Raw genomic sequence first — 22,830 nt, forward strand, 5'->3', positions numbered from 1 at the left:
CGGGACGCTGCTGCCGCCCCTGGGGCGGGGTCAGGAGCTGGTGCGGGGCCCGGGTTCCCGCTGGTTGGCGTGGCGCGCGACCCGGTCGTTGCGTGCGCTGCCCCAGGCGCGGAGCCGCCGTGCGATCCGATGGCGGGGCAGCCCGGCCTCGTGGCCCTGACGCAGGGGGCCCTTGCCCGGTGCGGCGGGCAGGAGCCGCGCGGTGAGGCCGGTCAGACGGGTCGTCAGGCCGGGTGCGATGCCGTGCGCGAGCTGTGCCGCCTTGGCCGGCGCGGTGAGCACCAGCCGGGCGCGGCGCTGGATCACCGCGTCCACGATCCGGCGGGCCGCCCGGTCGGCGTCCATGGACAGCAGTGGAGCGCCCGCGGCAGCGCTGAACCAGCCGAACTCGGCGCTCGTGTCGCCGCCGAACTCCGCCTGCCGGTGCGAGCCGGTCCGCATGAGTCCGGGGTGTACGGCGGTGACGCTCACCCCTGCTGCGGCCGTCTCCGCGTGCAGCCCCTCGGCGAGGGCGCCGACCGCCGCCTTGGCGCACGAGTACGGCAGCAGGTGCGGCACGCCGAGCAGGCCGCCGACGGAACCGATCAGGGCGAGGCGGCCACGGCTCCCGCGCAGGTAGGGCAACGCTTCCAGCGAGGTGTGCAGCGCGCCGTGGAACATCGTTTCCATGGCGTCGGTGAATTCCTCGGGTCCGACCGCTTCCAGGGGCGCGACCTGGATGACCCCGGCGTTGGCCACCACGATGTCCAGGCCGTCGCGCTCGTGGACGACTCGCATCATCTCGCCGACGGCGGCCCGGTCGCGGACGTCGCACACCGCCACGTGCACGGTCGCACCGGTCTCCTCGTACAACTGGTGTGCCGCACGCTCCAGTTCGGCCGCGTCCCGGGCGGCGATGGTCACGTTGCAGCCACGCTCGACCAGGTGCCGGGCGAGGTACAGCCCCAGCCCCCTGGAGCCGCCGGTGACCAGGGCCCCAGGTCCCCTGCGTCGCGGAGGGAGGCGCGTGCGGTGGGCCATGTCGTTGCCTTTCCGAAGATGGGGCGGTCGAGGTGGGGCGGTTGCCGCGGCGCGGACCGGTTGGTGTCCGGCGCGGGGGTGCACGGCTTGGGCAGGGCCTTCACCCTTCCGAGCCCGCCGGGTCGCCGCGCGCGCGGGTGAGGGTGCGGGTGCGGCTCAGCGGTCGACGGCTTTGGCCAGCTCGGCCTTGTTCATCGAGGAGCGGCCCTTGATGTTCTTGCGCTGCGCTTCGGCGTACAGCTGGTCCTTGGTGCGGCCCTGTGCCCCCTTGTGGGAACGTTCGCCTCCGCGCTCGGAGGCCGACTTGGGGTCCTTGATGGAGGTGCGGCTGGCGGTACGGGACTCACCGCTACGGGCGCGCTCCTTGTTCACGGTGCGCGCGGCGATCTCCTCGGCCCGCTTCGTGGTTTCCCCGCGCTGCTTGGCGCTCTCCTTGATGTGCTCGTACTGGCGTTCCCTCTTACGGCTGGCTCCTGCGGGCATGGCTCTCCCCTTTCATCGTGCAACGGTCCTCTTCCAGGGGCTCACACGATGCGGCGTCCCGCCATGTGACCGTCTCGGACAGAGCACCCGCGTACCCGCGATCGCGCACGTGATGCCGCGCCACCGAAAGCGTGTCCTCGGGATCGGGAAGGCGCGTCCCAGGTCGCCTCCGCCGTGATTCAGTTCTGCTCATCAGGGCACTCCTGTGCGTCGGCACGGTCCCGTGCCGTATGTGCACGGTGCGTCACGACGTGCCCCGGGTGGCCGATCGTGGCGCGGCGGCGCAAGGTGAAAGGAGAGTGCGGTTCTGAGTTCCGCGCCCCCCGGTGTGGTGAGCACTCCATGAGGACACAGCCCAGCGCACCGAGCAGCCACCCGGCAAAAGCGGTGCGGGGAATGTCGGGCGGCCGGGTGCGGGGCCGCCGCACGATGGGTCCATGGACGACACGACCTTGGTATCCCGGTTCCTCCGCGACGGCTTCGTCAAGCTGGAGGGCGCCGTCGCGCCCCGCGTGGCCGCGGACTGCGCGCGCCTGTTGTGGCGGGAGACGGGCTGCGACCCGGACGACCCTTCGACGTGGACGCAGCCGGTGCACTGGGTGGGCGGCCTGGCACAGGGGCCGTTCGCCGCCGCGCCCAACTCCCCTTCCCTGCACCACGCGTACGACCTGCTCGTCGGCCCGGGGCGCTGGGAGCCGCGCTACTCGCTGGGCACCTTCCCGCTGCGGTTCCCGCACGAACAGGAGCCCGACGACGCCGGCTGGCACATCGAGGGGAGCTACCTCCCGGAGGGCGAGAGCTGGTACTTCACGAATCTGCGCTCCCGGGGCCGGGCGCTGCTGATGCTGTTCCTGTTCAGCGAGGTCGGTGAACAGGACGCCCCGACCCGCATCCGGGTCGGCTCGCACCTGGACGTGCCGAAGGTGCTGGAGAGGTACGGGGAGGACGGGGCGAGCGGGCTGGACCTGGCCCCCGAGCTGGTGGCGGCGTCCGACCACCGTTCCGAGGCGCTGGCGACCGGGTCCCCGGGCGATGTCTTCCTGTGCCACCCGTTCCTGGTGCACGCGGCGCAACCGCACCACGGAGTACGGCCGCGCTTCATGGCCCAGCCGCCGCTGATGCCGGCCGCACCGTACGAGCTGGAGAGGACCGACGGCGCGTACTCGCCGGTGGAGACGGCGATCCGCCGGGGCCTGGCAGGCGGGGCCGAGGGCCCGGCCGCTCCGGCCGGCGGGGTCGGCCGTCCCACCGGCCAGTAGCCCCGGCCGGGCCGCGGTCGAGCCGCGGTCGGGGCCTGAACGGGCCTGATCGGGGCCTGGTCGGGACTTGGCCGGGGCGCTCCTCGACCGCGGTCAGTTCGCCGCGAGGAGTTCGAGCGTGTCGATCACGCGGTGCGAGAAGCCCCACTCGTTGTCGTACCAGGCGACCACCTTGATGTGGCGGCCGTCGACGCGGGTGAGTGCCGAGTCGAAGATCGAAGAGGCCGGGTTGCCCGTGATGTCGGACGACACGAGCGGGTCCTCCGAGTATTCGAGTACGCCCGCGAGCGGCCCCTGGGCCGCGGTGCGGTACGCCTCCAGCACCTCCTCGCGCGTCACGTCGCGCGCCACGGTCGTGTTGAGCTCGACGATCGACCCCACGGGAACCGGTACGCGTATCGAGTCGCCCGACAGCTTCCCGTCCAGGTTCGGCAGTACGAGGCCGATCGCCTTGGCCGCACCCGTCGTGGTCGGCACGATGTTGACGCCGGCCGCGCGGGCGCGGCGGGGGTCGCGGTGCGGCCCGTCCTGGAGGTTCTGTTCCTGGGTGTAGGCGTGCACCGTGGTCATGAAGCCGTGCTCGATACCGGCGAGTTCGTCGAGGACGGCCGCCAGCGGGGCGAGCGCGTTGGTCGTGCAGGAGGCGTTCGAGACGATGGTGTGCTCGGCCGGGACGTAGGCGTCGGTGTTGACCCCGTACGCGAGCGTGACATCGGCTCCGTCGGCCGGCGCGCTGACCAGTACCCGCTTCGCGCCCGCGTCGAGGTGGGCGCGCGCGGCCTCGGCCGAGGTGAAGCGGCCGGTGGCCTCCAGCACGATGTCGACGCCGAGTTCCTTCCACGGGAGCTGCCCCGGTGTGCGCTCGGCGAGCACGGTGATGCGGCGGCCGTCGACCACGAGGGTGTCCCCGTCGACGGTCACGGGGCGGCCGAGCCTGCCCGCCGTCGAGTCGAAGGCGAGCAGCCGCGCCAGGGCGGCGGGCTCCGTGAGGTCGTTGACGGCCACGACCTCCAGGTCGCTGTCGCGTTCGAGCAGCGCGCGCAGCACGTTGCGTCCGATGCGGCCGAATCCGTTGATGGCGATGCGAGTCATGAGTGGTGTCCCCTTCCGGTTCGCCCCCAGGTTCGCGCGCGGCGCGCACCGGCGACAGCGGCGTGATCGCCACGGTCCGCAAGGATCCCGCCAGGTGGGGGGCTACGTCTGTGGCCTCGTGCCGGGCCCGGTTACCGTCGGGCGGCAGCCGTGGCGCGGCGGTGTCCTACCGGTCCTGGGCGAAGGTGCGCCGGTATTCGCGCGGCGTCGTGTCGAGGATGCGCTGGAAGTGCAGCCGCAGGTTCGCGCCGGTGCCGAGCCCGACGTCGGCGGCGATCTGCTCGATGCCCCGCTGCGAGCGCTCCAGCAGTTCGCGGGCCATGTCGATGCGGGCCCGCATGACCCACTGCATCGGCGTGTACCCGGTGTCCTCGACGAAGCGCCGCGAGAACGTGCGCGGCGACACCGCCGCGTGCCTGGCGAGCGCTTCGAGGGTGAGTGGCTCACCGAGCCGGCGCAGCGCCCACTCCCGGGTGGCGGCGAACCGCTCGCCGAGCGGCTCGGGCACGCTGCGCGGCACGTACTGTGCCTGCCCGCCGCTGCGGTAGGGGGCCGCCACCAGGCGCCGTGCGGCGTGGTTCGACGCGGCCACCCCGAGGTCGCCGCGCAGTATGTGCAGGCACAGGTCGATGCCCGAGGCGGCGCCGGCCGACGTCAGTACGCTGCCCTCGTCGACGAACAGCACGTTCGCGTCGACCCGGACGAGCGGGCGCTGGGCCGCGAGGGCCCGCGTGTAGTGCCAGTGCGTCGTGGCACGCCTACCGTCCAGCAGGCCCGTGGCGGCCAGCGCGAAGGCGCCGGTGGAGATGGCGGCGAGCCGGGCCCCGCGTGCGTGGGCGGAGATCAGCGCGTCGACGACGGCGCGCGGCGGGTCGTCACGGTCCGGGTGCCGGTAGCCGGGCACGAACACGATGTCGGCCCACGCGAGTGCCTCCAGCCCGTGGGCGACGTCGTACGACAGCCCGTCGCCACCGGCCACGGGGCCTGGCGCAGCGCCGCACACCCGCACCTCGTACGGCATGCTCGCGCGGGTCGTGAACACCTGCGCGGGAATGCCGACGTCGAGCGGTTTCGCACCTTCGAGCACGAGGACGGCGACGCGGCGCAGGGATGGTACGGACACGGGCACGACAGTACGTGGCGGTGGTACCGGCCGACACGGCGGCCCTCCTGACCTGCGCCTCGACCGCCTCCCGCGCCACGCTGCCCCCGCCTGGCACGCTGGAAGGGCGGTGGTACCCGCAACGGACGACCGGCAGGACGACCAACAGAGGGAGGACATGATGAGCTGGGAGCGGTTCGCGCAGCAGATGGCTTCGATGGCACGGGACCTGCTGGCGCAGGAATCCGTGACCGCGACGCTGGAGCGGATCACGGCCTCGGCCACCGAGCTGGTCGAGGGCTGCGACGCGGCCGGCATCCTCGTGGTGCGCGACGCGAAGGTCGAGTCCCTGGCTCCCACGGACCAGTTGGTCGTGGACAGCGACCGGTTGCAGGAGCGCCTGGGCGAAGGCCCCTGCTTCGACGCCGCCCGCGAGCCGCACGAGGACCGGGTCTTCCGGATCGCCGACCTCACCGGGGAACAGCACCGGTGGCCCGCCTACGCCCCCCGGGCCCGCGAACTGGGTGTGGGCAGCATGATGGGCTTCCTCCTGTTCACCGTGGACGAGACCCTCGGCGCCCTGAACCTCTACTCCCGCGAGCCCGGTGCGTTCACGCCCGTCAGCGAGACGGCGGGCCTGCTGCTGGCCTCCCACGCCGCGGTCGCCTTCTCCAGCGCCCGCACCCACGCCCAGCTGGAGCACGCCGTCGCCACGCGTCACACCATCGGCGAGGCCATGGGCATCCTGATGGGTTCCCGCCACCTGACGGAGGAGCAGGCGTTCGACGTCCTGCGGCGCTACTCCCAGGAGAACAACGTGAAGCTCCGCGAGGTCGCCCGCCGCGTCTGCGCACAGGGCGCCCTCTGACCCGGGGCGTCACGCGCGGGGGCGTACCGGCGGACCCACCGGTACGCCCCTGCGGCCGGGGCTCCGCGCTACGCGTCGGTCTTGCCGAACTCGCTCAGCAGGGCCTCGCAGAACGCTTTGAGGTCGTCCGGTTTGCGGCTGGTGATCAGGGTGTTTGGGCCGCCGGTGCAGATCTTGACCTGCTCGTCCACCCAGGTGCCGCCCGCGTTGCGGATGTCGGTGCGCAGGCTGGGCCAGGAGGTGAGCGTGCGGCCCCGCAGCACATCGGCCTCGATGAGGGTCCATGGTGCGTGACAGATCGCGGCGACCGGCTTGCCCGCGTCGAAGAACGCCTTGACGAAGGCGACCGCGTCGTCGTCCAGTCGCAGCGCGTCCGGGTTCGCGACCCCGCCGGGCAGTACGAGGCCGTCGTACTCCTCCACCGAGGTCTCCCCCACCACCTGGTCCACCGGGAAGGTGTCCGCCTTGTCGAGGTGGTGGAAGGCCTGCACCTGGCCGGTCCGGGTGGAGACGAGTACGGGGGTGCCGCCGGCCGCGCCCACGGCCGCCCAGGGTTCGGTCAGCTCGACCTGCTCGATGCCTTCGGGGGCTACGAGGAATGCGATACGCATGGACAGTCCCTTCCTGTTTCCCGGCCGGCCCTGCTGGGTCCGGCTCGACGCTGCGCCTTGTGTTCGTGCTTTGCGTTCGTGCCTTGTGCTCGTGCTTCGTACTCGTTCCGCCGCCCGTTCTTCCCGGACGGCCGGGCGTCTCCCGCCTCAGAGTTCCCGCAGGGCGGGCAGCAGTTCCTTCTCCGCCCACGTGATGAAGGGGCGCTGGTGGTCGCCGCCCACCTGGACGAGGGCGATCTCGGTGAATCCGGCCTCGGCGTACGGTCGTACGGCCTCGACGAAGTCGTCCACGTCGGAGCCGCACGGGATCGCCCCCGCCACGTCCTTCTCCCTGACGAACCGCGTCGCGGCGGCGAAGCTCGCGGGGCCGGGGAGTTCCGCGTTCACCGGCCAGCCGCCCGCGAACCAGCGGAACTGGTCGTGCGCGCGGGCGACGGCCGCGTCGCGGTCGGGGTCGTAGCAGATCGGGAGCTGGCCCACCCGGGGCTTTCCCCGGCCACCGTGCTGCTCGAAGGACTCGATCAGTGCGGGCTTCGGCTCGGTGGCGATGACCAGGTCCGCGACGCGTCCCGCCACCGCGCAGGACCGCTCGCCGGACACCGCCACTCCGATCGGTGGCAGTTCGTCGGGAAGGTCCCAGAGCTTGGCGTTGGCGACGTCGAAGTGGGCACCCTGATGGTTGACGTTGCCGCCGGCGAAAAGTGCCCGGATGATCTCCACGGCTTCTTCGAGCATCTCGATGCGCACCTGCGGCGAGGGCCACCCCGTACCCACCACGTGCTCGTTGAGGTTCTCCCCGGAGCCGAGACCGAGCCGGAACCTGCCCTCTGCCAGCAGTTGCACGGTGGCGGCCTTCTGCGCGATCACCGCCGGGTGGTAGCGGACCGTAGGGCAGGTCACGTACGTCATCAGGCCGATCCGTTCGGTGGCCTGCGCCGCCGCACCGAGCACGCTCCACGCGTAGGGCGCGTGCCCCTGCGAGTCGAGCCAGGGGAAGTAGTGGTCGGACGTGACGGAGAAGTCGAAACCGGCGCGCTCCGCGGCGACCACGTCCGTGACCAGGGCGCGCGGACCCGCCTGCTCGGTCATCATCGTGTAGCCAATTTGCACCATAAAGTGCGTGTTGCCCTTTTCTCGGATCTCAAACCTGGCCCCCAGGACAGCAGGGCCCCACGAGCACGCACCCGGGATCCGGTCTCCCTGAGCATGCCGGTGCGGAGGCGGCCCGAAATCTCAACCATGACGAGTGCCGACGAACTGGCCATACTGGCGGCATGGGGAGAGATCGGACGGGCAAGGGGCGTACCGCGGCCGGCACCGCTGCCGACGACCGGGAGCGGGCGGCCGACGACCGGGAGCGGGCGGCCGACGAGCGGGAGCGGGCGGCCGACGACCGGGAGCGCGTCGCGGACGGCCGGGAACAGCTCGCCGACGACCGGGAGCGGACGGCCGACGAGCGGGAAGGCCGGCTGGTCGCGTGGGAGAACGAGCTGGACGCGAGGGCCCGGGGCGCGGGGCAGAAGGCCGCCGGCCATCGGCAGCGTTCGTACGAGGCTCTGGCGAGAGCTCGTCGTCTGGTGGAAGCCAGCCAGGACCGGCTGGACCGGAGCGAAGCGGCGCTGCGCCGCGCGGATGTGCGCGACGTGCGGGAGCAGCGCGTCCTCGACGACGAGATGGCCCGTTCGGAGGCGCGCCAGGTCGCGGAGGGGCCCGCGCGGCGGGAGGTTCTGGAGGACCGGGTGCGCCGGTTGCAGGAACGGTTCGATGTGGTGGCGTCCGCGCTGGCCGCCAATCGGCGTGAACTGGCCGTCGAGTACGAGCGGTTGTCCCTGGAACGGCCGGATCGGCCCGAGTAGGCGGCGTAGCTCCGGCGTCGTGCGGAGCGGGCGGGTCAGCGGCTTGGTGTCCGCTCCTGGCCGCGGACCGCGCCGCCCTGCTCCGCCTGCTCGTGGCACGCGTCGAGCAGGGCCGTGAGCCGGTGGGACGGCGGGTCGGGGCGCACCGCCAGGGAGGTCGGCAGGGACGGTGCCCGGGTGGGGTCGGCGAAGGGCCGGAAGGCGATCCGGTGCGCGGGCTGTACGGCGGCCTGCGGGGCGAAGTAGACGGTCCAGCTCGACCGGCCCGCGGCGATGGCGGCCAGGGTGTCCTGGTCGGTGGTGAACGCCGGGCCCATGACCGGCTCGAACCCCTCCGCCCGGCAGGCGCCCACCACCGCGTCGACCAGGTGCGGGTTGTCCTCGCGGGGTGCGATCCGCAGCGGCAGCCCGGCCAGGTCCGCGAGGTCGACGCGGTCCCGCTGGGCGAGTGGGTGCGCGGCGGGCAGCGCCGCGACCAGTTCGTCCCGCCACAGCGGCAGCAGTTCGAGACCGGGTGCGTGGTGCGCGCCGCGTACGAACGTGGCGTCCAGGTCTCCGTCGCGCACCTGCTGCAGCCGCGTCGCCGTGGGTGCGCTGACCAGCTCGACCAGCAGCCGCGGCGCCCGCTCCGACAGCGCGGTCAGCACCCCGTCAAGGCGCAGCCCGAGCCCCACGCTCGTACCGATCCGCAGGGTGGACTCCTGCTCGCCGCGTACGGCGTCCATCGCCTCGGCCACCGACCGTTCGGCCGCGAGCAGCGCGCGGGCGTGCGGCAGCAGCGCCCGGCCCGCCTCGGTCAGCCGTACGGCCCGCTTGCTGCGGTCGAAGAGAGTGACGCCGAACTCCCGCTCCAGACGCCGCACTTGCTGGCTGACCGCGGGCTGCACGATGTGCAGCCGTTCGGCGGCCCGCCCGAAGTGCAGCTCCTCGGCCACCGCCACGAAGTACTTCAGCTGCCGCAGCTCCACCCCGCCCCGCCCTCTCGCTGCTCCGACCCATCACGATCCGTGATGAGTCTAGGAGTGGATCACTCATTGGTCGACGGGCGTCCGTCCGCTGGAATCTGTCCATCACCGCAGCGCACCGGCCGGGCGGTCCGGGCCGGCAGGGCAGGCGGGGAGGGGAGAGCATCATGGCGTACACGACGGTCAACGGCACCGCACTCCACTACGAGGACCTCGGCGCGGGCCGACCGCTGGTGTTCCTGCACGGGTGGGGCACCAGCGGCCGGGTGTGGGACGCGCAGGCGGCCGACCTCATGGCCGACCACCGTGTGATCACCCTGGACTGGCGGGGCTGCGGGCGCTCGGAACGGCCCGCCGACGGCTACACCATCAGCGGGCTCACCGGCGACGTGCTGCGGTTCGTCGACGCGCTGGGGCTCGACCGGCCGGTGCTGATCGGTTCGTCGATCGCGGGCGCCTTCCTCGTCGAGGCGGCCCTCGCCGCCCCCGACCGGCTCGGCGCGATCATCCCGGTCGACGCGGGCATCCACCACTTCTCCGGGCTTCGGGACGCCATGGACAAGCTGCTCGCGGACCTGCGCGCCGACCGGGCGGGCACCCTCGCCGACTTCGTACCGCACTGGTACCGGCCCGGCGCGAGCACCGCGATGATCGACTGGACGGTGCGCCAGCTGCTGGATTCGACCTTCCGGATCGACCGGCTCGTCGTCGACCAGGCAGGCTACGACCCGCGCGACCGGATGGCCTCCTTGCTCGTGCCCACCCACTTCCTGCACGGCGAACTCGACACCGAGGTGCCGCTGTCGGTGCCCCGTGAACTCGCGGCGCTGATCCCGGGCGCCCGCCTCACGGTGATCGAAGGCGCGGGACACATGTCGCAGCAGGACCAGGCCGACCGGTTCACCGCCGCACTGCGCGCGGCACTCGCCGACCTGCCCTGAATCGCACCACCCCCTCTCGCTCCAACAACCCTTATTTTCTCAGGAGTTACTCATGCCCTTCGTCGACGTTCCGACCTCCGGCGGCCTCACCAAGGCGCACTACCTCGTCTCCGGCAGCGGCCCCGGACTGGTCCTGGTGCACGGCACCGGCGCCACCGCTTCGGGCAACTGGGCTCCGCTCATGGCCGAGTTGAGCGACCGCTACACCATCGTCGCCCCGGACCTCCAGGGCTCGGGGGAGACCAGTGACCCGGGCGGCCCGATCGGCGTGGCCGACATGGTGGCCGTCGTCGTCGCGGCGGCCCGCGACGCTGGACTCCCACGCTTCCACCTCGTGGGCCACTCGCTGGGCGCGGTGGTCGCGACGGCGGGCGCCGCCCTGCACCCGGACCTGGTCACCTCGCTCACCGCGCACGCCGGCTGGGTGCGCACGGACGCCCACATGGCGTTCCAGTTCGACCTGTGGCGGCAGCTGGGCAGTACCGACCCGAACGCCCTGGCCCGGCTGATCCTGCTCACCGCGCTGGGCAAGGACACGCTGCGCGGCTGGGACGCGGAGACGTTCGCCCAGGCGGCGGCCGGGTTCGCCGAGCTGATCACGGGCTCCGTGGACGGTTTCGTCCGGCAGACCGAGACGGATGCGGCCGTCGACCTGAGCGACCTGCTCCCGGACGTCACCGCCCCGACGCTGCTGCTGTCCAGCGCCGACGACCGGCTCGTCCCGCCGCACCACCAGCTCGAACTGGCCGAGCGCATCCCGCACGCCCGCCTGCTGCGGGTCCCCGGCGGCCACGGCCTGCCCGGCGAGAACCCGGACCTGCTCACCGCCAAGGTCGCGGAGTTCCTGGACGGGCTGCACCGGTCCCAGCAGTTCCCCGCCCACCCTGCGGACGCCTGACGGGACCGTCGTGGGCGGTGGATACCCTGCGGGCATGAGCAACGCGATGTGGGACGCCCTGGCAGCGACACCCCTGCCCGAAGTGCGGCGCCGCGCGGCGGTCGTCAACGACCTGGCCCAGGTCGAACCCGTGACGGTGACCGGCGCGCACCGGCTGGCCTGGAACGACCGCGGCGGCCAGTCAGCCGTCTGGTACTTCGCCGAGGACGGCCGCGTACTGCTGCTCACGTTCGACCACGAGTCGGACCTGAACCTGTACGCCGAGGACGACTTCGCCCTCCAGGAGTCGTTCTACGCGGGCGTCCCCGCACCCCTCGTCGCCCTGGTCCGCGACCGGCCGGAGAACTACGAGTCGCTGAACCTCACGGACCCGGCGACGGGCCGGACGATCCACTACGCGGGCGGTGTCTTCTGGTACGACGGCACGCGCTGGCACGTGGCCGACGGCCTGGCCGCGTACTGCCGCAGCGAGGGCGCGGACCTCTTCGGCGAGTCCGGCTTCACCTACTGCCTCGACGTCTACCGCTTCGGCCAGGACTTCACCCCGGAGTCCGTCGTGGCGATCCGGGACGAGAACGGCCGGTACGAGGACGAGCAGCGGAAGGTAGCGGACCTGCTCGGTGTCCGCGCCGGGGTCGACGACTTCGGGAAGCACGGGTTCCACGATCAGGACCGAACCGCCGGACGGCAGCACCGGGCCGGGTGCCAATGAGGCGACGAGACTGCGCATGGTGTGCCGCCCCGTGGCGGTTTCCACCAGGAACGGGTCGTTCCCGAGCCCGATGACGACGACCACTGCGGGCTGAGGAACCACCCGCATGTCGAGCCCTGCGGCGGCCCGGTCACGGAATCCTGCCATCCGGACACCGTCGAGACAGGCGCCGCCGCGGGGACGGGCAACCTCCCAGCCGTCGCCGACGCCGCGATCCACGGGGTTGTCCCCCACTTCGTGTGTGCGCATGCCTCTACCGTCGCCGACTTCAACGGCCCTGTCTTGTACGAAAGTTCCGTGCCCCCGAGCGGCGGATCGGGCCACCGCCGGTGACCGGAGGCCGGCCCGTCGCTCCCGCCACCCGTGGCTTCCGCCCGAGCAGCGTTTCGATGCCCGGAACAGGCCCGACGTCGGCGTCGGAGTCGGGCCGATGGGCGGTATTCCCGCAGGTCATATGATGCCCACTGCATAAGTACGGCCCTTGACCAGGCCGGAACGGGGAACGAAGGACAACGGGGAACGAACGATGACGGCTGACGAGGTGGTCGCCGGCCTGGGCCTCACGCTGCTCAACGGCGTGACCGCCCAGCAGCACGGCACCGCTGTGCCACTGGGCCCGCCGCAGCGCAGAGCCCTGCTGAGCGTGCTGGCCCTGCGCCGCCGCCAATGGGTCTCCATGCCCACCCTGCTCGACGCCCTGTACGCCGAGGACGCCCCGCTGCGCGCGAACAAGGTGATCCAGACCCACGTCTCCGCGCTGCGCGCCGTACTCGAACCACCCCGCCCGCCCGGGACACCGCCCTGCGTCCTGCTCTACGGGCACGGCGGCTACCAGCTGCGCATCGCCGACGAACAGCTCGACCTGGGCCGCTTCGAAAACCTGGTCGCCGAGGCCGAACGCGCCCGCACCCGCCGCCAGTGGCACCAGGCCGACGACCACTACACCCGCGCCCTGGACCTCTTCCACGGCGAACCCCTGGCCGGAGTGCCCGGCCCCTACGCCGAACGCCGCCGCATCTCGCTGGCCGAACGCCGCCTGGTGGTCCTGGAGGACAGCCTGGAGAACGCCATCATGGGCGGACGGGCCGAACAGGTCGTCGACCGCCTCCGCCTGGCCGCCGCCGAACACCCCCTGCGCGAACGCCTCCACGGACTGCTCATGCAGGCCCTGTACGCCGGAGGCAGACAGTCCGAAGCCCTCCACACCTACCGCCACACCCGAAACCTCCTGATCGAACAACTGGGCGTCGAGCCGAGCAACGAACTACGGGACCTCCACACCCGCATCCTCAATGGGGAGAAACTGCGCGAACCGCACGCGACGACGTCCACGGTTTCGGCTCCGACGCCGGCGCACATCTCGGCGTTGACGTTGGCACCGCCGACCGCCGTGGCCGGGCCTGCCTCCGAGGTCCCGTCCCGCGAGTTCCCTGCCTCCGAGGCGGCCCCGCTTCTCCAGGCCGCGCCCGTGGTCGTACCCTCCGCCGAGCTGCCCGGCGCGGAGGGCGGGCCCTGGTGCGTGGGCAGGGAGGACGAGATCAGCACCGTTACCGCACTCGCCGTTCGGGCGCATTCCGGTACCGGCGGGTTGGTGGTGGTCTCAGGCGGGGCCGGAACGGGCAAGTCACTGCTGCTGAGCGAGGCGGCCCGGCGGCTGCCCGCCGCCCGGTGGCTCTCCCTCTCCGCCGGGGGCGACGAGCCGGCCCTCGTCGGCGGCCTGCGGGAAGCACTGGGACTGTCCCCGCAGGAGGGCCCCTGCCCGCCTGCCGACGCCGCCGCGCGCCCGCTGGCGGACTGGGCGCTTCGGGCGCTCGACGCGGTCCACGCCCCGGTCCTCCTGTTCGTCGACGACATCGCGGAGGCCGACGCCACATCCCTGGAGGCCCTCGCACTCGTGGGCCGGGGGCTGTTGCGCCGCCCGGTGCTGCTGGTGCTGGCCGCCTCCGACGTGCCGCTGGACGACCCCGGCACCGCCTGGTTCGCCGCGCTGGAGGCCAACGCCCAGCACGTCGTCAGCCTGGGGCCCCTGGACGTACCGGCAATCGCCGCGCTGGCCCACCGGCGGCCGCGCGCGCCACACCCGGAACGTACGTCCCGGTCCGAGGCCCTGGCCGCGCTCATGCCTCTCGCGACGGAGGTACGGGAGATCACCGGCGGGCTCCCCGTCCTTGTCGCGGCCCTGCTCGCCGACCTCGACCCGGCCCGCCACCGTGCCGGCATCACCCCGGACCTCGTCACCGACCGGTTCGCCCGAGCCCTCGGCCGCCTCCTCCAGCGGCACGGGCCCGCCGCCGTACGCCTCGTACGCGCCCTCGCCGTACTCGCCGACCACCAACCGGACACCGAGACGCTGGCCGCCGTGTGCGAACAGTCCCCCGCGGCGACCCGGCAGCTCTGCACCCGGCTGGCCCGCCGCGGGGTGCTGGCCTCAGCCGAACCGGCGCGGCTCCCCCACCCGCTCTTCGCCACCGCGCTCCTGCACGCCTGCACACCCGACGACCGGGACCGCATCAGCGTGGCGGCGGCACGCCGGGCCCGGATGACCCACCGGCCCAACCGGGAAGTGGCCGACCACCTGGCCGAACTGTCCGGCACGCAGTGGGCGCCCTGGGCCGTCACCCTCGTCGACGCGGCCAACGACTGTCTGCGCGAGGGCGCCGGCCCGCAGGCCGTCCACTACCTCGAAGCGGCGGCACGCATCACCACGCCCTCCGAACGGGCCGACGTGCTCCTGCACCTCGGGCAGGCCGAACTCCAGACCAACCCCGACGCCGCCCGCCTCCACCTCCAGGAAGCGCTCCAGATCCAGCGGGACCGCTCCGAACCCCCGACGGCGGTCGTCCCGCTGGCCTGGGTCATGGTGTCGCAGGGGCAGGCCGGGGCCGCCGCCCGGCTCATCGACACGGTCACCTCCGAGGCCGAGACCGTCGACCCCTGGAACGCGCTGGCCATCCGCTGCGCCGCCTGGCTGGTCAACTCCCTCACCCCCGGCCCCTGGCACGCCCTGATCCGGAAGATCAGGGCCACACCGGCCGCACACGTCGCCGGTGACCCGGTCGCCACCGCGCTGCTGATCTGCGACGACGCCGCGAACCTCCGGCTCACCGCACAGGAGACGCTCGCCCGGTTCCCCACCCCGCGCACTGCGGCCGAGTACGCCGAGCTGCCCCGCGCACTGGTCGGCCTGCTCGCCATGCTCGCGAAGTGGGCCGACCGGACAGCCCTGGTCGAGCAGCTCTGCGACCAGTCGAGCGACCCGGACTTCTCCACCGTCGACCTGTCCCGGGTACAGATCCGGGTGGAGATGGCGCTGCGGCGCGGGGACCACCGGAAGGCACTCGCCGAGTGCCGGCTGCTGACCAGCGTGCCCCTCGACCAGGACGTACGCAGGCCGCTGGCCCTGGTCTCCCAGTACGCGCGGGCGCTCGTCGGCCTCGGCAGGCTGGACGAGGCGGAACGGTGGCTGGACAGCGTCGCACACCACGCCGACACCGAGTCCTGGCCCCGGACCACCTACCTCAACGCCCGGGGCATCCTCAGCTCGGCCCGTGGGGACGCGGAGCAGGCGGCGGCGCACTTCCTCGAAGCCGGACGGCAGATCGCCCTCTGGGGGCTGGACAACCCGGGCCATCAGACGTGGCGCTGCTCGGCCGTCACGGAGCTGGCACGTCTCGGCCGCCACCAGGAGGCACGGGCCCTGGCCGAGGAGGCGCTCGACTTCGCGGTCCGCTGGGGTGCGCCCCTGTACGTCGGCCTGGCCTGGCGGGCGATGGCCGTCACCTCCCCCGCGCACCGGCGCGTCCCCCTCCTCGAAAAGGCCCTCGCCTTCCTGGAACGGGCCGAGTCCCCGATCGACATCGCCGCCACCCTCACCGACCTGGCCGAGGCGTGGACCGCCGCGGGCGCACCCGAGCACGCCCGGCCCCTGCTGCGCCGGGCGCGGGAGACGGCCGAGGAACTGCACGCCGCGCTTCTGCTGCGTCGGATCGCGGCCGTGGAAGAACCCCTGACCGACGAGCGGGGCCCGTCTCCTCGGGTATCGGTGCCAAGCCCGGAGCGATGAGCGCGATGACGGTGGGGCGACGCGGCGGGGCCCGTCGTTCCGTGTCCGGCAGCGCGTTGACCAGGAGGATCTCCGCCGGGGACACGCCGTCCAACGCCACCGCGCGGCCGTGGCGGGTCGAGGTCGGCGGCGGCGGTCCGTACGGAGCGCAGGGCATCGGCCCCGACAAGGAAGCGCCGTTGAAGCAGGCCGCGTCCGGCCGGGCGGCCCTGGCGGTGACCACCACCTCCCACGGCTGGATGCCGGCTAGAAGAGGCCCCCGCGCCTGTGGTGCACGAGGTTCTCCAGGATCTCCCGCAGCCACGGGGCGCGGACGGCGGGCAGCCGGGCCAGGGTGTGCCGGAACACTTCCGGGTCGGCCCGGAACAGGTGGTGGGGGTGCGGCGCGGGCGGGTCGAAGTCGTCGCGGAGGACGCCGGCCGGGAGGACGCCCGATGCGGGCACGGGCAGGTCCCGCACGGGAAAGGCCAGCCACAGCCACACCCCGAACGGCAGCGGCACCAGGTACGGTGCCGGGCCGGCCGGGGCCCAGGGCTCCCCCGTCTGCGGATGGGACGGTACGAGGAGAATGGGGGTGTCGCTGCCGGGAGTTGGCAGCCCCGGTCCGGCCAGGACGGCGCGTCGTGCGCTCGGTCCCGTGGGCAGCAGGGCGTCGAGCGCGCGCTGGAAGACCTGCCCGGCCAAGCCGTCCGGGACGGTCACGGGGCGGCCGTCGGAGGCCGCGAGGAGGTGGGCGAGCGCCTGGCCCGCCGCGGCCTCCCACTGCGGGCTCCAGGTCCACACGTAGTGCGACCAGTGGCCGACGGCGCTCCGCGACCCCCAGGAGGCGAGCGGCTCGAACGGGGGCGTGCTCCGCCCCTGGGCCATCAGCTCCGGCCAGGGGCGGGGTGCCGGGTCGGTGCCGCCGACAGGGAGGCGGCGTACGGCGTTCGGGGCGAGCCACATCGCCTGCCAGAGCGAGCAGTCGTCGATCCGGCTCGCCACGGGCCCGGCACACTCCATGCAGGCCACATTGGGTCCGCCGGTCCCGTCGAGGCCGCAGCAGTAGCCGCCTCCGCGGCTGTCCGGGATCAGTACGGTGCCCCGGACGTCGCCCGGGGCCACGACGATCGCACCGGGCGCACCGCCGGAAAGGACGGGCACGGGTGCGTGGATGCCCCGGGCGGTCGCCTCGTCCGGCTGGATGTCCTCCCACCTCCGCAATGGCGGCCCCCAGGGTTCGGGGTCCACGGCGAACGTGCCGGGCTCCATGAGTACGGGGAGCTGGACCCCGTTGCCGTACCGCTGATGTGCGTGGGGCGGCAACGCGACCGGGGACAGCGGGCCCGTCAACTCGGCGCCGCAGCCCGTACAAACGAAAACGAACAATCGTCCTCCGTGGGAGATGCAGCGGGCATCATCGCAAAACGGCTGCGGACCGGCCCAGTTGTTTTCATCCACTGTGCGGGACGGTGCGCGACGGCCGGGTGCCGGTCGCCGCGGCCCCGTCGCACGTCCGACGGGCGGGACGGGTTCCGGTGGCGTGTGCCGGGAAGGCGCGCTCGGCGCGCAGCAGGACCGCCGCGCCGGTGAGGACCAGCAGGGCCAGGACCGTCCACAGCTGCCACCGCCCGGCTTCCAGCAGGAACCCCATGAGCAGGGGTGCGACGGTGCGGCAGAGCGACCAGGACAGTTGGTAGACCGAGAGGTAGCGTCCCCGGAGGTGGTCGGGGGCGGCTTGTACCGAGAGGCTCTGTGCCGGTCCGGAGTGCACCAGTTCGCCGACGGTGTAGAGCACGCCGACCGCCAGGACGGCGGCCATGGCGCCCGAACCGCTGACCAGTTGGGGCAGCAGCGCGAACGCGGCGAAGGACAGCGCGAAGACCGCCGCGCCCAGTGCCGCGGTACGAGGGCGGCTGCCGCGCAGTGTCAGCCGGGCGGCCGGGACGCCGAGCGAGGCGACCAGGACAGTGTTCACGGCGAACACGACACCCGCCAGCGCGTCGGGCAGTCCGACGTCGCGGGTCAGGAAGACCGGCAGGGCCATGGCCTGGGTGGTGTAGCCGAAGGCGATCAGGAAGTTGGCCGCGGTGATGAGCAGATAGGGGCGGTCGCCGAGCACCTGCCGGTAGCCTTCCGGCTTGGCTTGTGGCGGCACGGGGTTCTCCCCGTGTCGCCGCACCGGGTTGCCGCGTGTGGCCGGGATTCTGGCCATCAGGGCCGCGGCGAGGACGAACAGCGCGGCCAGTGCCATCGCGGCGGCCGTGAAACCGGTGCTGCCGTCGAGCGCCAGCAGGCCCGCCGCCACCACACTGCCCGCCCCCATGCCTGCGTTGCGCAGGCTGCGGTCCCACGCCAGCAGCCGGTCGCGGCCGGAGCCCTGGGCGATCTCGCCGATGAACGCCTGCTGGCTCGGCGAGGAGGCCCACATCCCGACCGCGACCACCAGGGCGACACCGAGGAACGCCGGGTAGGAGACGGCGAACGGGTAGGCGGCGAACCCGGCGGCGCGCAGCAGCAGCGACGCCACCACCACGCGCTGGGCGCCGAACCGGTCGATGACGGCGCCCACCACCGGCATGACCGCCAGCGCGCACAGCCCGGCAAGGGTCAGGCCCGCGCCGATCGCCGTCAGGGACAGTCCGGTGAGGGCGTGGACGAACAGCATCGTCAACGGCACGTAGATGCCGTCGCCGAGCGAGGCGACCAGACTCGCGCCGATGAGGCGGCGCCGGGTGGAGGTGTCTGTGTCGGCGTCGGCCGAGGTCGAGTGCACCGCGTCCCGCTTCCGCCCGGTGGACCCGGCCGGGTGCCGGGACGCAAGATTATCTTCCATGGAAGGGAAACTAGCTTCCATGGAAGATATAATCAAGGCATGCAGACCGACCCCATCGCCGCCATCGTCGACCAGTGGAAGCACGAGCGCCCCGATCTGGACGCCACGCCGATGCTCGTCGTCGCCCGGCTCTTCCGGCTCACCGAAATGCTCGACCAGCGCCTGCGTCCGCCCTTCGCCGCCGCCGGCCTGGGCAACGGCGACTTCGACGTTCTCGCCGCACTCCGACGCTCCGGCGAGCCCTACGCGCTGTCCGCCGGGGACCTCAGCCGCACCGTTCTCGTCACCACCGGCGCGATCACCAAGCGCGTCGACCGGCTCGAAGCCCGTGGCCTGGTGGACAGGTCCATCAGCGAGAACGACTCCCGCGGGCGCCTCATCACCCTCACCGGCAAGGGCGTCGGCCTGGCCGACGAGCTCATCGCCACCCATCTGGCCAACCAGCGCCGCCTGCTTGCCGGGCTCGGTGACGCGGAGCAGGACCGGCTCGCCGCCCTGCTCGCACAACTCACCTCCACCCTCACCGAAGACGAGGACTGAAGAGCCGCAGGAGGGTGGAGTGGCGGCGGGTGCGGGGGGTCGTCATGGCGGGTTCTCCGTTTCGGACGGCGGGGAAGGTGGCACCGGACACGTGTTCAGAAGGCGGGGAAGGCGGCACCGGACACGTGGAAGGGTTCGCGCGGTCCGCGGAAGGCGAGGGAGGCGGCGGCCAGGGCGCCGGGGCGCAGTTCCTCGATGCGGCCGGCGGCTGACAGGCCCGCCAGGGTGGGACCGCCCAAGTAGGCGGCGCCCAGTTCGGCGACGGTCAGCCGCAGGTCGGCGCGCGTCCGGGTGCGTTCGCAGGTGACGGTGTCGTCGTCCGCGTACAGCCGGTAGCGGCCGGTGTTCCAGGGGCAGAAGGTGTCCTCGACCTCCAGGACCACGTCCAGGCCGGTCGAGTACCGGCGAGCGGCGAGTGCCCGGTCGACGTCGACGAGGCGTACCCACAGGTTGTCGACCACGCTGGTGCGCGCGGCCCGCGGGTTGAGGAGCAGGTGGGGCAGGGGTTCGTCGACGGCGCCCTCGTAGGTGAGGCGGTCGTGGCCGTCGAGGTCGATGAAGTAGCGCCACAGCGCCGCGTAGGACTGCCGGGTGGTGGCGGCGAGTTCGACGATGTGGACGGTGCTCTCCCGGGAGCGGTAGAAGGCGTAGCCGGTGACCTCGCCCCCGGGCTCGGTGTGGACGACGAAGCGCAGGGCCGTCGCGCCGCCGCGGGTGTGTTCCGCGTCGAGGAGCCGGGCGTCCCAGTACTTCTCCGTACGGTCGACCCAGCCGGCGGTGCGGAGGCGGGCCGTGTCGTGGACCTTCTCCAGGAGCGGGCGGGCCCGCTCCGCGTCGAGCAGCCGGAGGGTGCCGGCGCCGGCATCGGTGTCCGGGCGCATGGTCATGTCCCGCTTGTCGCCCTGGAGACGGGCCAGGTGGGAGGCGACGGCGTAGCCGAACCGGCCGTAGATGGTGGCTTCGGCCGCGTTGAGTGCGGCGACCGCCTCGCCGCCCGTCTCGTGCAGTTCGGTGAGCTGCCTGCGCATCACGGCGGTGAGGATGCCGCGCCGTCGGTGCGTGGGCAGCACGGCGACGAGTGTGATGCCCGCGACCGGGGTGCAGGCGCCGGGCACCGTGAGCGAGCGGCCGTAGATCGAGGCGCCGCCGACGATGTCCTGGCCGTCGTAGGCGGCGAGTGTGCGTTCGGGTTCGATCACCGAGCGGGCGCCGCGCAGGGAGCCCTCGCGCCAGTCCTGGCCGTAGGTGGTGGTGATCATGCGGGCCCAGGCGTCGAACTCGTGGGCCTCGATGGTGCGCAGGGGGTACGGAGTGTTCATGTGTCGAGCGTCGCCGGGTAAACACCCGCGGCGCATCAGGAGAGTTCGGTATTTATATGCTGGCGCGATGGTGGCGGAACGCGTGGTCAGTCCGGTGTTCATCGGCCGTGGCGACGCGCTGGCCGCACTCGTCCGGGCGTGGCGCACGGCGCGGGAGCAGGGCCTCGTGGTGGCGCTCGTCGTCGGCGAGGCCGGGATCGGCAAGTCGCGGCTGCTCACGGAGTTCGCCCGGACCCAGGAGTCCGCGGTGCGCGTGGTGCGGGGCGGCTGCACGGAGTTCGGCGGCGAAGGGCTCGCGTACGCCCCCTTCGTGGCGGTGCTGCGCGAACTGATCCGCGACGCGGCGGCTCCGGCGGGCGGTTACCGCGAGCTGGCGCGCTGGTTTCCCGAACTCGGCGCGACGGACGCGGCGGGTACGGGCAAGCACCGGCTGTACGAGGAGATCCTCGCCCTGATCGAACGGGCCGCCGCAGTCCGGCCCTTCGTGCTGGCCGTGGAGGACCTGCACTGGGCGGACGCCGCGTCCCGTGAGCTGTTCGCGTTCCTCGCGCGCAACCTGACGCGGCCCGGCGTGCTGCTGCTCGCCACCCACCGGCCCGGCGGGACGGACGGCGGACAGCTCGGCGCGCTGCTGGCCGAACTCGCCAGGGGCCCGCGTACCAGCACGGTGCGGCTGCTCCCGCTGGCCGAAGCCGATGTCGCCCGGCAGTTGGCCGCGATCCTGGGCAGCGAACCGGACGCCGCCACCGTCCACCGCGTCCACCGGCGCAGCGACGGCAACCCGCTCTTCGTCGAAGCACTCGCCCACGGGGGCGCCCGCACGCCGGACAGCCTGCGCGAACTGCTCCTGCGCGGACCGCGCTCCCTGCCCTCCGCCGCCCGTCGGCTGCTGGGCCTGGTGTCGGCGGGCGGCGACCGGGTCGCGCACCGGCTCCTGGAGCAGGTCGCCGAGGAGGGCGGTGCGGAGCTGGACGCGCTGCTGCGCCCGCTGGTCGACCAGGGCCTGCTCGTCACCTCCGGCGACGGCTACGCGTTCCGGCACGCGCTCATCCGGCAGGCGGTGTACGAGGACCTGCTGCCGGGCGAGCGCTCCCGGCTCCACGCCCGTTACGCGAAGGCGCTGGGCTCGGGCACGGCCGGCGCGGACTCCGACGCCGCCGGGCTGGCCGCGCACGCGTACGCCGCGGGGGATCACGTACAGGCGCTGGCCGTCGCGTACCGGGCCGCGGGCCGGGCCCGCCGTTCCTACGCGTACGGCGAGCAGCGTCATCTGCTGGAGCGGGTGATCGAGCTGTGGGAGCGGGTGCCGGACCCGTCGGCCGGGATCGGCACCGACCTGGTCGGTGTCCTGACGGAGGCGGCCGAGGCGTGCATGCTCAGCGGTGCGTATCCGCAGGGCGTCGACCACGCCGCGGCCGGGCTCGCCGTGCTCGGCGCGGGCACGGCTCCCGAGCGGGCCGCCCTGCTGCTGGAGCACCGCGGACGGCTGCGGCACCGTCTCGACGGCAGCGGTATCGATGACTTCGAGCACGCGCTGCGGTTGCTGCCCGAGGAGGTCGGGAACGTGCAGCGGGGACGGGTGCTGGGCGTGCTGGCCATGGGGCTGCCGGCGAACACCGACAGGGCGCGGTGGGCGTTCGACGAGGCGCTTCGCTCCGGCCGGCGCACCGAGGACGCGACCGTCACCGTCCGGGGTCTGCTGGGGGTCGGGGCCCTGACCGGCGACCTGGCGGCGCTGGCCGAGGCACGTACGCTCGCCGAGGGGCTCGCGGGGCACGACCTGCTGATGACGGTGCCGATGTACGAGGCGATGGTGCTGACCCGGGCCGGCGATCACCTGCGCGGTGCCGAGGTCGCGCTGGACGGCATACGCCGTGCTCGCAGGTTCGGTCTGGGCCTCAGCCGTGGCGCCGATCTCGCCTGTTTCGCCGTGCACGGGCTGACGCTGGCGGGGCGGTGGGACGAGGCGGCCGTACTGCTCGAAGAGGCGCTGGCCGAGGGACCGCCGCCGTCCGCGCACCAGCATCTGCGCTGCCTGGGCGGCCACTTGGCGCTGCTCCGCGGCGAGGTGGCAGCCGCCGCGGACGCGGCTGCCGGGCCCTCGGACGCCCTGCACGGCCGAGGGCTGTTCCACCACTACCAACTGGTGTGCCACCTCGCCCTCGCCCAGGGCGAGGTGGAGGGCGCGGGGCCGCCCCCCGCCCCCGGCCCGGGGGCCCCCGGGGGTGCCCCCCCCGCCCCCCGCGCGGGCCCCGCCCACCCCCGGCCCCCCCCCCCGGGCCCCGG

At 73.2% G+C, this 22,830-nt stretch carries 19 protein-coding genes; 9 read left to right on the plus strand and 10 right to left on the minus strand.

What is annotated here, in order from left to right; all coding sequences use genetic code 11:
* Positions 1–30: 30 nt before the first annotated feature.
* Both ACFYVL_RS08480 and ACFYVL_RS08485 read right to left on the minus strand, forming a co-directional pair.
* Positions 31–1,020, minus strand: coding sequence for an SDR family NAD(P)-dependent oxidoreductase (locus tag ACFYVL_RS08480; protein WP_389242109.1), 990 nt, complete (start codon positions 1,018–1,020; stop codon positions 31–33).
* A 156-nt stretch (positions 1,021–1,176) separates the two neighbouring features.
* Positions 1,177–1,503 (minus strand): plasmid stabilization protein, encoded by a 327-nt coding sequence (locus ACFYVL_RS08485; RefSeq protein ID WP_389242111.1) that lies wholly within the window; start codon positions 1,501–1,503, stop codon positions 1,177–1,179.
* 437 nt (positions 1,504–1,940) lie between these two features.
* On the opposite strand from ACFYVL_RS08485, the gene ACFYVL_RS08490 reads away from it, so the two are divergent.
* Positions 1,941–2,762, plus strand: a complete 822-nt coding sequence (locus ACFYVL_RS08490) for a phytanoyl-CoA dioxygenase family protein (protein ID WP_389242113.1) — start codon at positions 1,941–1,943, stop codon at positions 2,760–2,762.
* A 93-nt stretch (positions 2,763–2,855) separates the two neighbouring features.
* Here the strand turns inward: ACFYVL_RS08490 and gap are convergent, their stop codons facing one another.
* Positions 2,856–3,854, minus strand: coding sequence for a type I glyceraldehyde-3-phosphate dehydrogenase (gene gap, locus ACFYVL_RS08495; protein WP_389242115.1), 999 nt, complete (start codon positions 3,852–3,854; stop codon positions 2,856–2,858).
* 166 nt (positions 3,855–4,020) lie between these two features.
* On the minus strand, positions 4,021–4,977 hold the full coding sequence (locus ACFYVL_RS08500; RefSeq protein ID WP_389242117.1) for a GlxA family transcriptional regulator: 957 nt from the start codon (positions 4,975–4,977) through the stop codon (positions 4,021–4,023).
* 160 nt (positions 4,978–5,137) lie between these two features.
* On the opposite strand from ACFYVL_RS08500, the gene ACFYVL_RS08505 reads away from it, so the two are divergent.
* Complete coding sequence (locus ACFYVL_RS08505) at positions 5,138–5,824, plus strand: GAF and ANTAR domain-containing protein (protein ID WP_389242564.1); 687 nt, start codon at positions 5,138–5,140, stop codon at positions 5,822–5,824.
* A gap of 68 nt (positions 5,825–5,892) precedes the next feature.
* On the opposite strand, the gene ACFYVL_RS08510 is transcribed toward ACFYVL_RS08505, so the two are convergent.
* Positions 5,893–6,435 (minus strand): type 1 glutamine amidotransferase domain-containing protein, encoded by a 543-nt coding sequence (locus tag ACFYVL_RS08510; protein WP_389242119.1) that lies wholly within the window; start codon positions 6,433–6,435, stop codon positions 5,893–5,895.
* Positions 6,436–6,582: 147 nt separating this feature from the next.
* The gene (locus ACFYVL_RS08515; protein ID WP_389242121.1) at positions 6,583–7,548 is read right to left on the minus strand and encodes an LLM class F420-dependent oxidoreductase; all 966 of its coding nucleotides are present in this window, start codon (positions 7,546–7,548) and stop codon (positions 6,583–6,585) included.
* A gap of 161 nt (positions 7,549–7,709) precedes the next feature.
* On the opposite strand from ACFYVL_RS08515, the gene ACFYVL_RS08520 reads away from it, so the two are divergent.
* Entirely contained in the window at positions 7,710–8,291 is a 582-nt protein-coding gene (locus tag ACFYVL_RS08520; protein WP_389242123.1) for a hypothetical protein, read from the plus strand.
* A gap of 35 nt (positions 8,292–8,326) precedes the next feature.
* Here ACFYVL_RS08520 and ACFYVL_RS08525 read toward each other — a convergent pair whose 3' ends face one another.
* Positions 8,327–9,259, minus strand: coding sequence for a LysR substrate-binding domain-containing protein (locus tag ACFYVL_RS08525; RefSeq protein WP_389242125.1), 933 nt, complete (start codon positions 9,257–9,259; stop codon positions 8,327–8,329).
* A 164-nt stretch (positions 9,260–9,423) separates the two neighbouring features.
* Here ACFYVL_RS08525 and ACFYVL_RS08530 point away from each other — a divergent pair, with 164 nt between their 5' ends.
* The 4 genes from ACFYVL_RS08530 to ACFYVL_RS08545 all read left to right on the plus strand — a co-directional run bounded on the left by ACFYVL_RS08530 (position 9,424) and on the right by ACFYVL_RS08545 (position 15,870).
* A complete protein-coding gene (locus ACFYVL_RS08530; RefSeq protein WP_389242127.1) occupies positions 9,424–10,197 on the plus strand; it encodes an alpha/beta fold hydrolase in 774 nt (257 codons plus the stop codon).
* Between the two features lie 52 nt (positions 10,198–10,249).
* Positions 10,250–11,095, plus strand: a complete 846-nt coding sequence (locus ACFYVL_RS08535) for an alpha/beta fold hydrolase (protein WP_389242129.1) — start codon at positions 10,250–10,252, stop codon at positions 11,093–11,095.
* A gap of 34 nt (positions 11,096–11,129) precedes the next feature.
* Positions 11,130–11,807 carry a hypothetical protein gene (locus ACFYVL_RS08540; RefSeq protein ID WP_389242131.1) on the plus strand — a complete coding sequence of 226 codons (678 nt, stop codon included), beginning with the start codon at positions 11,130–11,132 and terminating at the stop codon, positions 11,805–11,807.
* Between the two features lie 526 nt (positions 11,808–12,333).
* Positions 12,334–15,870, plus strand: a complete 3,537-nt coding sequence (locus tag ACFYVL_RS08545) for a BTAD domain-containing putative transcriptional regulator (RefSeq protein ID WP_389242133.1) — start codon at positions 12,334–12,336, stop codon at positions 15,868–15,870.
* 246 nt (positions 15,871–16,116) lie between these two features.
* Here the strand turns inward: ACFYVL_RS08545 and ACFYVL_RS08550 are convergent, their stop codons facing one another.
* Together ACFYVL_RS08550 and ACFYVL_RS08555 are read right to left on the minus strand one after the other, a co-directional pair.
* Positions 16,117–17,238 (minus strand): hypothetical protein, encoded by a 1,122-nt coding sequence (locus ACFYVL_RS08550; RefSeq protein ID WP_389242135.1) that lies wholly within the window; start codon positions 17,236–17,238, stop codon positions 16,117–16,119.
* A gap of 64 nt (positions 17,239–17,302) precedes the next feature.
* Positions 17,303–18,685, minus strand: a complete 1,383-nt coding sequence (locus ACFYVL_RS08555; protein ID WP_389242137.1) for an MFS transporter — start codon at positions 18,683–18,685, stop codon at positions 17,303–17,305.
* Positions 18,686–18,724: 39 nt separating this feature from the next.
* On the opposite strand from ACFYVL_RS08555, the gene ACFYVL_RS08560 reads away from it, so the two are divergent.
* Positions 18,725–19,225, plus strand: coding sequence for a MarR family winged helix-turn-helix transcriptional regulator (locus ACFYVL_RS08560; RefSeq protein WP_389242139.1), 501 nt, complete (start codon positions 18,725–18,727; stop codon positions 19,223–19,225).
* A gap of 95 nt (positions 19,226–19,320) precedes the next feature.
* On the opposite strand, the gene ACFYVL_RS08565 is transcribed toward ACFYVL_RS08560, so the two are convergent.
* A complete protein-coding gene (locus ACFYVL_RS08565) occupies positions 19,321–20,544 on the minus strand; it encodes a GNAT family N-acetyltransferase (RefSeq protein WP_389242141.1) in 1,224 nt (407 codons plus the stop codon).
* Between the two features lie 67 nt (positions 20,545–20,611).
* Between ACFYVL_RS08565 and ACFYVL_RS08570 the strand changes: the two genes are divergently transcribed.
* Positions 20,612–22,830, plus strand: a 2,219-nt coding sequence (locus ACFYVL_RS08570) for an ATP-binding protein (protein ID WP_389242143.1), incomplete at its 3' end; no start/stop codon positions are given.

It is taken from the genome of Streptomyces sp. NPDC004111 (genome assembly GCF_042874215.1).
Taxonomy (GTDB): domain Bacteria; phylum Actinomycetota; class Actinomycetes; order Streptomycetales; family Streptomycetaceae; genus Streptomyces.